This is a genomic window from Microbacterium sp. Leaf161 (assembly GCF_001423645.1).
Taxonomy (GTDB): domain Bacteria; phylum Actinomycetota; class Actinomycetes; order Actinomycetales; family Microbacteriaceae; genus Microbacterium; species Microbacterium forte.
The window spans coordinates 119909-132867 of the sequence record NZ_LMOW01000003.1; the positions used below are offsets into that span (position 1 = coordinate 119909).

Annotated in this window: 11 protein-coding genes and 1 tRNA gene; 10 read left to right on the forward strand and 2 right to left on the reverse strand. The window is 66.4% G+C overall.

The window, feature by feature from the left end; translation table 11 throughout:
* Positions 1-11: 11 nt before the first annotated feature.
* From uvrA to ASF87_RS15840, 10 genes are all read left to right on the forward strand, one after another.
* Positions 12-2900, forward strand: coding sequence for an excinuclease ABC subunit UvrA (gene uvrA, locus ASF87_RS15795; protein WP_056377241.1), 2889 nt, complete (start codon positions 12-14; stop codon positions 2898-2900).
* Complete coding sequence (gene uvrC / locus ASF87_RS15800; protein WP_056377243.1) at positions 2900-4816, forward strand: excinuclease ABC subunit UvrC; 1917 nt, start codon at positions 2900-2902, stop codon at positions 4814-4816. Before uvrA ends, uvrC begins: the two co-directional genes overlap by 1 nt.
* A gap of 29 nt (positions 4817-4845) precedes the next feature.
* On the forward strand, positions 4846-5718 hold the full coding sequence (gene rapZ / locus ASF87_RS15805) for an RNase adapter RapZ (RefSeq protein WP_056377245.1): 873 nt from the start codon (positions 4846-4848) through the stop codon (positions 5716-5718).
* 68 nt (positions 5719-5786) lie between these two features.
* On the forward strand, positions 5787-6764 hold the full coding sequence (gene whiA, locus ASF87_RS15810) for a DNA-binding protein WhiA (RefSeq protein WP_042540784.1): 978 nt from the start codon (positions 5787-5789) through the stop codon (positions 6762-6764).
* Between the two features lie 187 nt (positions 6765-6951).
* Positions 6952-7578: a superoxide dismutase gene (locus tag ASF87_RS15815; protein ID WP_042540783.1), complete on the forward strand. Its 627-nt coding sequence runs from the start codon at positions 6952-6954 to the stop codon at positions 7576-7578.
* 115 nt (positions 7579-7693) lie between these two features.
* Positions 7694-8704: a type I glyceraldehyde-3-phosphate dehydrogenase gene (gene gap, locus ASF87_RS15820; RefSeq protein WP_042540782.1), complete on the forward strand. Its 1011-nt coding sequence runs from the start codon at positions 7694-7696 to the stop codon at positions 8702-8704.
* A gap of 10 nt (positions 8705-8714) precedes the next feature.
* Complete coding sequence (locus tag ASF87_RS15825; RefSeq protein WP_056377248.1) at positions 8715-9929, forward strand: phosphoglycerate kinase; 1215 nt, start codon at positions 8715-8717, stop codon at positions 9927-9929.
* On the forward strand, positions 9920-10711 hold the full coding sequence (tpiA, locus tag ASF87_RS15830; RefSeq protein WP_056377250.1) for a triose-phosphate isomerase: 792 nt from the start codon (positions 9920-9922) through the stop codon (positions 10709-10711). Before ASF87_RS15825 ends, tpiA begins: the two co-directional genes overlap by 10 nt.
* Positions 10712-10792: 81 nt before the next feature.
* Positions 10793-11041 (forward strand): preprotein translocase subunit SecG, encoded by a 249-nt coding sequence (gene secG, locus ASF87_RS15835; protein ID WP_042540779.1) that lies wholly within the window; start codon positions 10793-10795, stop codon positions 11039-11041.
* The gene (locus tag ASF87_RS15840; protein WP_042540778.1) at positions 11041-11394 is read left to right on the forward strand and encodes an RNA polymerase-binding protein RbpA; all 354 of its coding nucleotides are present in this window, start codon (positions 11041-11043) and stop codon (positions 11392-11394) included. Before secG ends, ASF87_RS15840 begins: the two co-directional genes overlap by 1 nt.
* Positions 11395-11467: 73 nt before the next feature.
* Here the strand turns inward: ASF87_RS15840 and ASF87_RS15845 are convergent, their stop codons facing one another.
* Both ASF87_RS15845 and ASF87_RS15850 read right to left on the reverse strand, forming a co-directional pair.
* Entirely contained in the window at positions 11468-12673 is a 1206-nt protein-coding gene (locus tag ASF87_RS15845) for a hypothetical protein (protein WP_056377253.1), read from the reverse strand.
* A 119-nt stretch (positions 12674-12792) separates the two neighbouring features.
* Positions 12793-12863 (reverse strand) — tRNA-Gly (locus ASF87_RS15850).
* Positions 12864-12959 lie beyond the last annotated feature (96 nt).

The window sequence follows — 12959 nt, forward strand, 5'->3', positions numbered from 1 at the left end:
AGACTTGATCAGTGCCTATCGTCCCGGTTGCAACCCCAGGAAAACTCAGCGTTCGCGGTGCCCGCGTACACAATCTGAAGAACGTCGACATCGACATCCCACGCGACTCCCTCGTCGTGTTCACCGGCCTGTCCGGTTCGGGAAAGTCCAGTCTCGCGTTCGACACGATCTTCGCCGAAGGGCAGCGTCGCTACGTCGAGTCGCTGAGCGCATACGCGCGCCAGTTCCTCGGCCAGGTCGACCGGCCAGACGTCGACTTCATCGAGGGGCTCAGCCCCGCGGTGTCGATCGATCAGAAGTCGACCAACCGCAATCCGCGGTCGACGGTCGGCACGATCACCGAGATCTACGACTACATGCGTCTGCTCTGGGCGCGCATCGGCATTCCGCACTGCCCCGAGTGCGGTGAGCGCATCCAGCGACAGACCGTGCAGCAGATCGCCGACCAGCTGATGGAGCTGCCCGAGCGGACGCGCTACCAGATCGTCGCGCCCATCGTCTCTCAGAAGAAGGGCGAGTTCGTCGATCTGTTCCGCGAGCTGGGCGCCAAGGGATACTCCCGCGCGATCGTCGACGGAGACCTGATCCAGCTCGCCGAGCCGCCCACGCTGAAAAAGAGCTACAAGCACGACATCGCCGTGGTCGTCGATCGTCTGGTCGCGGCCGACGACATCCTCGGTCGTGTCACCGACTCGGTCGAGACCGCACTCGGACTCGCCGGCGGCGTCGTGCAGGTGAACTTCGTCGACGAAGAGGGCGACGACGCCTGGCAGTCGTTCTCCGAGAAGCTCGCGTGCCCGAACGGGCACGCGCTGTCCCTCACCGAGATCGAGCCGCGCACCTTCTCCTTCAACGCGCCGTTCGGCGCATGCCCCGCCTGCTCGGGGCTCGGCACCCGCATGTCGGTGGACATCGACCTGATGCTCGGTGACGAGGAGCTCTCCATCCGCGAGGGCGCGATCGTCCCCTGGACCACCCAGGGCAAGGGCCTCTTCCAGTACTACGAGCGCCTGCTCGAGGGCCTGGCCGACGACCTCAACTTCTCGCTCGACACCCCGTGGCAGGACCTCAGGGTCGACGTGCAGGACGCGATCCTCCGCGGAGACAACTACAAGGTCACGGTCAAGTTCAAGAACCGGTACGGGCGCGAGATGCGTTACGCGTCCGGCTTCGAGGGCGTCGTCCCCTACATCGAGCGGCAGTACGCGCAGGCCGAGTCCGACACGCAGCGCTCTCGCTGGGGCGAGTACCTCCGTGAGGTGCCGTGCCCCGTGTGCGACGGCAACCGTCTCAAGCCCGAGGTGCTCGCGGTGCAGGTGCACGGTCACTCGATCGCCGAGGTGTCGCACCTGAGCCTCGCCGATGCGCGCTCGTTCATGGAGACCCTCACTCTCACCGACCGCGAGGCGAAGATCGCGGCGCAGGTGCTGCGTGAGATCCGCTTGCGACTCGACTTCCTGCTGCAGGTCGGGCTCTCGTATCTCAACCTCAGCCGCTCGGCCGGATCGCTCTCGGGCGGCGAAGCACAGCGCATCCGCCTCGCGACGCAGATCGGGTCGGGCCTCACCGGTGTGCTCTACGTGCTCGACGAGCCGTCGATCGGTCTGCACCAGCGCGACAACCGTCGACTGATCGACACCCTTCTGAAGCTCCGTGACCTCGGCAACACGCTCATCGTCGTCGAGCACGACGAAGAGACCATCGAGTCGGCTGACTGGGTCGTCGACATCGGGCCGGGCGCGGGAGTGAACGGCGGTGAGGTGGTGCATTCCGGTTCGTACGAGGCACTCCTGAACGAGCCGGACTCGATGACGGGACAGTATCTCTCCGGTCGTCGCGAGATTCCGACCCCTGCGAAGCGCCGCAAGCTCGACAAGAAGCGGATGCTCAGCGTCGTCGGTGCCCGCGAGAACAACCTGAAGAACGTCAGCGTGAACTTCCCGCTGGGTGTTCTGACGGCGGTCACCGGAGTGTCGGGATCGGGCAAGTCGTCGCTCGTCAACGACATCCTCTACCAGGTGCTCGCCTCGCGGCTCAACGGCGCCCGCACGGTTCCCGGAAAGCACACCCGAGTCTCGGGACTCGACAACCTCGACAAGGTCGTGCACGTCGACCAGGCGCCGATCGGCCGCACGCCGCGCTCGAACCCGGCCACCTACACCGGCGTCTTCGATCGCATCCGCTCGCTCTTCAGCGAGACGCCGGAGGCGAAGGTCCGCGGCTACCAGCCGGGGCGCTTCAGCTTCAACGTCAAGGGCGGCCGCTGCGAGGCGTGCTCGGGCGACGGCACGATCAAGATCGAGATGAACTTCCTGCCGGACGTCTACGTCGACTGCGAGGTCTGCCACGGCAAGCGCTACAACCGCGACACGCTGTCGGTGCATTACAAGGGCAAGAACATCGCCGAGGTCCTCGAGATGCCGATCGCCGAGGCGGCGGAGTTCTTCGAGCCCATCCAGGCGATCCACCGTTACATGAAGACCCTCGTCGACGTGGGCCTCGGCTACGTGCGTCTCGGTCAGTCGGCGACGACACTGTCGGGAGGCGAGGCGCAGCGCGTCAAGCTCGCCACGGAGCTCCAGCGTCGCAGCAACGGCCGCAGCATCTATGTGCTCGACGAGCCGACCACGGGGTTGCACTTCGAAGACGTGCGCAAGCTCCTCGAGGTGCTGAACGGGCTCGTCGACAAGGGCAACACGGTGATCGTCATCGAGCACAACCTCGATGTGATCAAGTCCGCCGACTGGGTGATCGACCTCGGACCGGAGGGCGGTTCCGGTGGTGGTGAGATACTGGCGACGGGCACCCCCGAGCAGATCGCGCGAGTCGAGGACAGTCACACGGGCCAGTTCCTCGCCGAGATCCTGGGTGAGGGGCGCTCTGCGCGGAAGGCCAGCTGATGGCCGATGTCCTGCCGTACAAGCCGCGGGCTGGTGAGATCCCCACCAACCCCGGCGTGTACCGATTCCGCGACGCCGATGGACGTGTGCTCTATGTCGGCAAGGCGAAGAACCTGCGTCAACGTCTGTCGAACTATTTCGCGCCGTTGCGCACGCTCCACGAGCGCACCAGACGCATGGTCACCACGGCGTCTTCCGTCGAATGGACGGTCGTCTCGACCGACGTCGACTCATTGCAGCTCGAGTACATGTGGATCAAGGAATTCGATCCGCCCTTCAACGTCCGTTACAAGGACGACAAGTCCTACCCGTTCATGGCCGTGACCCTGGGCGATGAGGCGCCGCGAGTGATCGTCACCCGCAACCGCAAGATCCCCGGTGCGCGCTACTTCGGTCCCTATCCGAAGGTCTGGGCGGTTCACGAGACGATCGACCTGATGGTCAAGGCGTTCCCGATCCGCACCTGCAGCGACTCCAGCTACAAGCGCGCGATGCAGACGGGGCGTCCGTGCTTTCCGGGGCAGATCGGCAAGTGCGGCGGGCCGTGCTCGATGACGGTCACCATCGAGGAGCACCGTGCGATGGTCGACGACTTCGTCGCATTCATGGCCGGAGGCGACGAGCGCTTCACCCGAGAGCTGACGAAGAGGATGCTGGCCGCCTCCGCTGCGATGGACTACGAGGCCGCCGCCAGATTCCGCGACAAGCTCACGGCGATCGAGGCGGTGCTGGGCAAGAGCGCGCTGGTTCTTGCGACCGACGAGGACGCCGACCTGTTCGGAATCGCGGAGGACGAGCTCGCCGCAGCGGTGCAGCACTTCGTGATCCGCGGCGGACGCGTCCGAGGCGTCCGCGCGATGACGATCGAGAAGGAGATCGACATCTCGACGGCCGACCTGGTCGACCAGGTGCTGCAGCGCGCGTACGGGGATGCCCAGGACGTGCCCCGGCGCATCATCGTGCCGACGCTGCCGGACGACGCGGCGGAGCTCGAGGTGTGGCTGCGCGAGCGGCGAGGCAAGAAGGTCGAGATCGCCGTCGCCCAGCGCGGTCAGCGCGCCGACCTCATGCGCACCGCGACACTCAACGCGCAGCAGGCGTTGATCCGCTACAAGACCCGTCGCACGAGCGACTACATCGCGCGTACGCAGGCTCTCACAGATCTTCAGGAGGCGCTGGGGATGTCGGAGGCGCCGTTGCGCATCGAGTGCTTCGACATCTCGCACCTCGGCGGCACGAACGTGGTGGCGTCGATGGTGGTCTTCGAAGACGGGCTGCCGCGAAAAGATCAGTATCGTTCGTTCAACATCGCCGAGACCACGGACGACACCGACTCGATGTACCAGGTGCTGCGACGTCGTCTCGCCTACCTCGATCGTCCCGAGGAAGCCGAAGAGCCCGCCGCAGCCGTGGGGGTCCCTGGAGAGTCGGAAGACGACCTCGACGAGGTCGTCGTCGAGGTCAAGCGCAGGCCCCGCTTCGCCTATCCGCCGCAACTGCTGCTGGTCGACGGCGGGCAGCCGCAGGTCGAGGCGGCCGCGCGGGCACTCCGAGACGCCGGTCACACCGAGATCGCCGTGTGCGGCATCGCCAAGAGGCTCGAGGAGATCTGGCTCCCCGGGGATGACTTCCCGGTGATCCTGCCTCGCACCAGTGAGTCGCTCTACCTGCTCCAGCGGCTGAGGGACGAAGCACATCGATTCGCGATCACGCACCAGCGCAAGCGGCGCAGAAACGACATCACGTCGATCCTCGCCGAGGTGCCTGGGCTCGGTGCGGCGCGGATAAAGGTCCTTCTCAAGCACTTCGGATCCGTCACCGCACTGCGGTCCGCACCGCCCGAGGCGATCCAGGAGGTGCAGGGGATCGGGCCCGTGCTCGCTGAGAACATCCATACGCATCTCTCTTCTCGCTAGGCTGGGGGAGCGGGGGAGAAGGAGTAACCATGACTGACGGGGACAAAGGCGAGTTCCTCATCGTCACGGGCATGTCGGGCGCTGGACGCACGACGGTCGCGAACGCACTCGAGGACCTCGGCTGGTATGTCGTGGACAACCTGCCGCCGCAGATTCTCCGTCCATTGCTGGACCTCACCGACATGGGCGGCAACGCCTTGCCCAAGGTCGCCGCCGTGGTGGACGTCCGAGGACGCAACCTCTTCGACGATTTCCCCGGCGTGGCGCGGGCGTTGCGATCGCGCGGTTCGGTGCGCGTGCTGTTCCTGGATGCGTCCGACGACGTTCTCGTGCGTCGATTCGAGGCCGTCCGCAGGCCGCATCCGCTCCAGGGCGACGGCACCCTGCTCGACGGCATTCGCATCGAGCGCCTCCGCCTCGCGCCGATCCGCGAATCGGCCGACCTCGTGGTCGACACCTCAGCGCTCAACATCCATCAGCTCGCCACGCAGGTGTCCGACCTGTTCTCCGAAGAGGGTGCAGCGCGGCACCGTGTGACGCTCATGAGCTTCGGGTTCAAGTACGGTCTTCCGACCGATGTCGACATCGTCGCGGACATGCGCTTCCTGCCCAATCCCTTCTGGAACGAAGAGCTCCGCGGCCTGACGGGTCAAGACGAAGCGGTGAAGAACTACGTGCTCTCCCGTGAAGGCGCCGCAGAGTTCCTCGATTCCTACACGTCAGCGCTCACCCCGGTGCTCGAGGGGTATCAGCGCGAGAACAAGAGCCACTCGACGATCGCTATCGGCTGCACGGGCGGCAAGCACCGCTCGGTCGCCATGGTGGAGGAGCTTGCTCGTCGGCTCGCGTCCGTGCCCGGGGTGGCCGTCAACGTGCGTCATCGGGACCTCGGCAGGGAATAGCAGGAGCCTCCGTCAGAGTAGGCTGGAGGTTTGCGCCGCGATCCGGCGCGTGAGCGTAGAGGAGTGTCGTGGCACTAACCACCGACGTCAAGGCTGAGCTTGTCAGCATCCGTAATGCACCCCCGACGGTGCGTGTCGCGGAGGTCACCTCTATCCTCCGGTTCGCCGGCGGACTGCACTCCATCGCCGGGCGGGTCGCCGTCGAGGCGGAGGTGGATGCCGAGATCCTCGCGCAGCGTGTCGCGCGCGACCTCGCAGAGATCTACGGTGTTCGGCCCGAGATCGCCCAGGTGCAGTCGAGCACGGCGAACGACGGAGCGCGGTGGGCTGTCAGGGTGATCGCGTCGGGGGAGACCCTCGCACGCCAGACCGGTCTGCTCGACCAGCGCCGTCGCCCGGTCCGCGGACTCCCCAACCGTCTCACCACAGGATCCCGCGCAGAGGTCGCCGGGCTGTGGCGTGGAGCGTTCCTCGCCGCAGGAACCCTGAGCGAACCAGGCCGCTCTGCCATGCTCGAGGTCGCCTGCCCGTCGTCTGAGGCAGCCATGGCGCTCGTCGGCGCCGCGCATCGCCTCGGAGTGGCTGCGAAGGCTCGCGAGGTGCGCGGCATGCCCCGCGTCGTCGTCCGCGAGGGCGAGGCCATCCGGACGATCCTCAGCGAGATGGGTGCGCAGAAGACCGCCGTCGCCTGGGAGGAGATGCGCCAGCGCCGCGAGGTGCGCGCGGGTGTGAACCGTCTCGTGAACTTCGATGACGCCAACCTGCGTCGTTCAGCGCAGGCCGCTGTCGCCGCCTGCGCCCGTGTGGAGCGCGCTCTCGAGATCCTCGCTGACGAGGTGCCCGACCACCTCAAAGTCGCCGGTGAGCTGCGCCTCGCGCACCGAGACGCGAGCCTCGACGAGCTGGGGCACCACGCCGACCCGCCGATGACGAAGGATGCCGTCGCCGGCCGCATCCGCCGTCTTCTGGCCATGGCCGACAAGCGTGCGCAGCAGGAGGGCATCCCGGGCACCGAGGCCGCCGTGCCCGCCGGACTCGACGTCTGAGCCTGTCCATCGACATCAGCGAGGCGATCCCTGTCAAGGGGTCGCCTCGCTTCGTCATATGGGGGAAGGATCAGGGTCGGCGACAGGTTGTCGTCACTAGGATGAGTTAAGTCCGCTCTACGCCGCACCTCGGCGGCGCAGAGGATCGGCAAGCGCCGCGGCGCGGCGCGGATTGGATGAAAGCGACATGGCGACCTACACGCTCCCCGACCTTCCCTACGACTTCGCAGCCCTCGAGCCGCACATCAGCGGCAAGATCATGGAGCTGCACCATGACAAGCACCACGCGACCTATGTCGCCGGCGCGAACACCGCCCTCGAGCAGCTCGCCGAGGCCCGTGACAGCGGCAACCTCGCGAACGTGAACAAGCTCGAGAAGGACCTCGCGTTCAACCTCGGCGGTCACGTCAACCACTCGATCTTCTGGACCAACCTCTCGCCGACCGGCGGCGGACAGCCCGAGGGCGAGCTCAAGGCAGCCATCGACGAGTTCTTCGGCTCGTTCGAGAAGTTCCAGGCGCACTTCACCGCGAACGCCCTCGGAATCCAGGGCTCCGGCTGGTCGGTGCTCAGCTGGGACTCGATCGGCCAGCGTCTGATCATCCAGCAGCTGTTCGACCAGCAGTCGAACACGGCGCAGGGCACCGTGCCGCTGTTCCAGCTCGACATGTGGGAGCACGCCTTCTACCTCGACTACCTCAACGTCAAGGCCGACTACGTCAAGGCCGCGTGGAACATCGCCAACTGGGAGAACGTCGCTCAGCGCTTCGAGGTCGCCCGCGAGAAGACGAACGGCCTGCTGGTACTGTCGTAATCGGGTCGCGTCCCGACGGGCCCAGTCTCGTCGGGACGCCATCTCAGCCAAAAACCCCCGCGCATCGCGTAAGCACTTTTGCTGCGCACAGCGCACGAGAAACAGGGAGACCTGAGTGTCTGTCAAGATCGGTATCAACGGCTTCGGCCGCATCGGACGCAACTACTTCCGCGCGGCTCTCGCGCAGGGAGCGGACATCGAGATCGTCGCGGTCAACGACCTCACCGACAACAAGACCCTTGCCCACCTTCTGAAGTACGACTCTGTGGGCGGCGTCCTCGACGCTGACATCAGCTTCGACGACGAGAGCATCACGGTCAACGGAAAGGCGATCAAGGCGTTCGCGGAGCGCGATCCCGCCAACCTTCCGTGGGGCGAGCTGGGCGTCGACATCGTCATCGAGTCGACCGGCTTCTTCACCAAGGCCGAGGCGGCCAAGAAGCACATCGATGCGGGCGCCAAGAAGGTGCTCATCTCAGCTCCCGGCACCGGTGTCGACGGCACCTTCGTCATGGGCGTGAACGAGGACACGTACAACCCGGAGACGGATCACATCATCTCCAACGCCTCCTGCACGACCAACTGCCTCGCGCCGCTGGCCCAGGTCTTCAACGACGCGTTCGGCATCGACCGCGGCTTCATGATGACCGCTCACGCCTACACCGCAGATCAGAACCTGCAGGACGGCCCGCACAGCGACCTGCGTCGTGCACGCGCAGCTGCGATCAACATCACCCCGGCCTCGACCGGTGCAGCCAAGGCGATCGGCGAGGTTCTGCCCGAGCTCCAGGGCAAGCTGAGCGGCTCGTCGTACCGCGTTCCGGTTCCCACCGGCTCGATCGTCGACCTGACGCTGATCACCGACCGCGAGAACCTCACGGTCGAGGAGGTCAACGAGGCCTACAAGAAGGCTGCTGCCGACGGTCGCCTCGCCGGCTTCCTGCAGTACAACGAAGACCAGATCGTCTCGAGCGACATCGTGCACAACCCGCACTCGTCGATCTTCGACGCGACCCTGACCAACGTCAGCGGCAACCTGGTCAAGGTCTCCAGCTGGTACGACAACGAGTGGGGCTACTCCAACCGTCTCGTCGACCTGACCGAGTACGTGGCCGAGCGTCTCTGAGACACCTCCCATGACTCTGCGCACCCTGGATTCACTGGGTTCGCTCGAGGGCAAGCGCGTCATCGTCCGTTGTGATCTCAACGTCCCCCTCCGGGACGGGATCATCACGGACGATGGCCGTGTCCGCGCCTCGTTGCCTACCCTCAACGCACTGATCAACGCGGGCGCCCGCGTCATCGTGTGCTCGCACCTCGGACGCCCCGACGGTGCGCCCGACCCGCAGTACAGCCTCGCACCGGTCGCCCAGCGACTGTCCGAGCTGCTCGGCAAGCCGGTCGCGTTCGCACGCGACACCGTCGGCGAGTCGGCGCAGGAGGCCGTGGCCTCGCTCGAGGACGGCGACATCGTCGTCATCGAGAACCTGCGGTTCAACCCGGGGGAGACCTCGAAGGACGACGCCGAGCGCGGCGCCTTCGCGGCTCAGCTCGCAGAGCTCGGCGACGTGCTCGTCTCCGATGGATTCGGTGTCGTGCATCGCAAGCAGGCGAGCGTCTACGACCTCGCCGAGCTGCTGCCCTCCGCTGCCGGTCTGCTGATCGCGACAGAGCTCGACGTGCTCGACCGTCTCACCGAGAACCCCGAGCGCCCGTACGCGGTCGTGCTCGGCGGGTCGAAGGTGAGCGACAAGCTCGGCGTCATCTCGCACCTGCTGCCTCGCGTGGATCGCATCCTCGTCGGCGGCGGCATGCTGTTCACCTTCCTGAAGGCGCAGGGCCACGCAGTGGCCTCCAGTCTCCTCGAAGAGGATCAGCTCGATACGGTGCGCGGCTACATCGCCGAGGCCGAGAAGCGTGGCGTGGAACTCGTGCTGCCCACCGACGTGGTCGTCGCCTCCTCGTTCTCGGCGGATGCCGACCACGAGGTGACGGCTGCGGACGCGATCGAGGACACGGCTTTCGGCGCTGCCGGGATCGGCCTAGACATCGGTCCTGAGACGGCGGCGCGATTCGCGGAGGTCATCCGCGAATCGAAGACGGTGTTCTGGAACGGCCCGATGGGCGTGTTCGAGTTCCCGGCGTTCGCCGGCGGCACCAAGACCGTCGCGCAGGCGCTCACCGAGGTCGACGGCCTCAGCGTCGTCGGCGGCGGCGACTCGGCCGCGGCCGTGCGTCAGCTCGGCTTCTCCGACGACCAGTTCGGTCACATCTCGACCGGCGGCGGCGCCAGCCTCGAGTTCCTCGAGGGCAAGAAACTACCCGGCCTGGAGGTGCTCGGATGGGCCTGAACGCCCGTACCCCGCTGATCGCGGGAAACTGGAAGATGAACCTCGACCACCTGCAGGCGGTCGCGTTCGTGCAGAAGCTGCACTGGACTCTCAAGGATGCCAAGCACGAGGACGGATCGGTCGAGGTCGCGGTGTTCCCGCCCTTCACCGACATCCGCAGCGTGCAGACGCTGATCGACGCAGACAAGATCCCGTTCGCGCTGGGCGCGCAGGACCTCTCGGCACACGACTCCGGTGCGTACACCGGTGAGGTGTCGGGAGCGTTCCTGGCGAAGCTCGACGCGAAGTACGTCATCATCGGTCACTCCGAGCGCCGCGAATACCACGCGGAGTCGGACGACGTCGTGGCGGCCAAGACGAAGGCAGCGATCAAGCACGGCCTCTCGCCGGTCATCTGCGTCGGCGAGACCGCCGAAGACCTCGAGAAGTTCGGCGCGAGCGCGGTTCCGGCCGGTCAGCTCGAGGTCGCTCTTCAGGGGCTCTCGAAGGATGCCGACATCGTGGTGGCGTACGAGCCCGTCTGGGCCATCGGCTCCGGACAGGCGGCCACGCCGCAGCAGGCACAGGATGTCTGCGCCGCGCTGCGCGCGGTGATCGCCAAGGTCCTCGGTGACGACGCTGCCGCGCGCACCCGGATCCTGTACGGCGGATCGGTCAAGGCGGCCAACATCGCCAGCTTCATGCGTGAGCCCGATGTCGACGGCGCACTGGTCGGAGGCGCGAGCCTCGTGGTCGACGAGTTCGCCGCGATCATCCGCTTCGAGAAGCACGTAGGCGTGTGAGTGCGGCGGGGCTCCGGCCCCGCCGCACCGTATACTTGACCGTTACCGGGGCAATCCTGCCCCAGCGAAAGGCTCTTCCTCGTGGAAATTCTCGAGTTCGTCCTGCAGGTGGTGCTGGGCATAACCAGCGTCCTGCTGACTCTCCTCATCCTCCTCCACAAGGGTCGCGGTGGCGGCCTCTCCGACATGTTCGGTGGCGGAATGACGTCGGCTGTCGGCTCGTCGGGTCTCGCTGAGCGCAATCTCAACCGCTTCACCGTGGTCCTCGCTCTGGCGTGGTTCGTGGCGATCGTCGCGCTCGGTCTCATCACGAAGTTCGAGGTGATCTGATGGCTACCGGCGGCAATGCGATCCGAGGAACCCGTGTCGGTTCCGGCCCCATGGGCGAGCAGGACCACGGCTACCACGCCGACCGCATCGCGGTCTCGTACTGGGATGGTCTCGGCAACGAGACGGTCCGCTACTTCGCCGCGGGACTTCCTGAAGAGGAGATCCCCGAGACGATCGACCACCCCCAGTCAGGTCTGCCGGCCGGACGGGACAAGGCGAACCCGCCCGCACTCGCGAAGCCGGAGCCCTACAAGACCCACCTCGCGTATGTGAAGGAGCGTCGCACCGACGCAGAAGCCGTCCAGCTTCTCGAAGACGCGCTCACCCAGCTCCGTGAGCGTCGAGGTCAGTGACCTCCAGCTGAACTCATGGCAGAAGCCGCCGCGATCCGATCGCGGCGGCTTCTCTCGTATCAAGGGGGCGTAGTCACCGGCATCCATACGCGGCGTCGATATAGGACTGGGGCGGGTACCCGTACGCCCAGACGCCGTTGGCATCGTCGCTGAAGCCCATGCTGATCGCCCAGGCGGTGGCCCACTTCTCGATGCTGTCCTGGGTCGACGAGTCATACATGTCCTCGCACTTCACGCTGATCGCGTGGCCGACCTCGTGTGCGACGAGGGCCTTGCTGCGGTCGGCAGGCCACTGCTCCGCGACCGAGTTCGACAGTTCGATGGCCGCGCGATCGGGGTCGTCCCACCACCAGGTCGTGAGGCCTCCCATGCTGCCGTTGTAGCCCGCGTTGTTGACGATCTGATTCCAGTCGAACTCGAGCAGCACCCCGGGGGCGAGTGAGCGAGCGAAAGCCTCGATCTCCGTCCGTGCGGTCTGCAGGGGCCCCGCCTTCTCGGCGAGCTCAGCCTGCTCGGTCGCAACGACCTGCGCCGCTGCATCCTGCAGTGACACGAGTGTCTCGACGGCTGACGCGTCGAGGCGTGCCGTGCCGGATGCTCGCGATGCCGCGTCGCGCAGTGCGATCACTGCATCGTTCTTCGCCGAGAGATGCGCGGACTCGAATGCCGGTGCGGAATCGGCCGCAGAATGGAGGAGGGCCGCGCCGGCGTCGGTCACGGACGTGCCGGCGGCGGTCAGCGGGGGCATCATGCTGTCGAGGTCGGCTGCCAGATCGTCGAGATCGCGTGTCTGCACGGCCAGTTCGCCGGACGCTGCGAAGAGCTGCCAGAAGGTGCCGGGTTTCTCATCTGCGGCGGGCAGGTCGTGGTCGAGAAGATCCTCCGCGGGAGTCACGACCTCGCGGGCATCGGTCGCGGCCGTCGACAGTGTTTCGCGGGCCGCTGGAGAGACGAGCACGCCGGAGTCGGTCTGCACGAGCAGGTCGGCGACGCCGAGGGTGGACGCGAGCGCGTCGAGCTCCTGCTGGAGCGCCTCTCCGGTGCTCGCGGTCGTGGCCAGGCTGGCGTCGAACTCGGTGCGAGCCTCGTCATAGCCGAGGCTGGCGGTGATCTGGAGAAGCCCCACCGTCACTGCGGCGACCGTCGCCGCGACTGCGCCCAGGATCAGCGTGGGGCGTCGCCTCCGCCTTCTCGGTGCCGCTTCCGGCACGCTTGCGAAGCGCGCAGGGAGCGCGTGCCCTCCGATCGCGGAGGAGGCCACATCGACGGGAGCAGGCATTCTGTGGAGACCTCCGTGGGGAACCGGCGTACCACGACTCTAATGAGTGCGCCGCCTGAGAGGAGAAATCCCGGGGAAGAACGACGGCCCCCGCTGATCGCGGGGGCCGTCGTGGAATGAGGGGCTGACGAGAATCGAACTCGCATCATCTGTTTGGAAGACAGAGGCTTTACCACTAAGCTACAGCCCCGATGTCGGCGAGGTCCGGGAGGACTGTGCCGACTCATCGATCATAGCGGACTCATGCGGGTGCTCGTGTCCGTTAGACTCGGTGGGGCTGAATCTG

Bases quoted from the DNA above. Each gene is read 5' to 3' on its own strand.
- uvrC (WP_056377243.1), top strand. From the start codon at position 2,900: ATGGCCGATGTCCTGCCGTACAAGCCGCGGGCTGGTGAGATCCCCACC.
- rapZ (WP_056377245.1), top strand. From the start codon at position 4,846: ATGACTGACGGGGACAAAGGCGAGTTCCTCATCGTCACGGGCATGTCG.
- ASF87_RS15815 (WP_042540783.1), top strand. From the start codon at position 6,952: ATGGCGACCTACACGCTCCCCGACCTTCCCTACGACTTCGCAGCCCTC.
- ASF87_RS15825 (WP_056377248.1), top strand. From the start codon at position 8,715: ATGACTCTGCGCACCCTGGATTCACTGGGTTCGCTCGAGGGCAAGCGC.
- tpiA (WP_056377250.1), top strand. From the start codon at position 9,920: ATGGGCCTGAACGCCCGTACCCCGCTGATCGCGGGAAACTGGAAGATG.
- ASF87_RS15840 (WP_042540778.1), top strand. From the start codon at position 11,041: ATGGCTACCGGCGGCAATGCGATCCGAGGAACCCGTGTCGGTTCCGGC.
- ASF87_RS15845 (WP_056377253.1), bottom strand. From the start codon at position 12,673: ATGCCTGCTCCCGTCGATGTGGCCTCCTCCGCGATCGGAGGGCACGCG.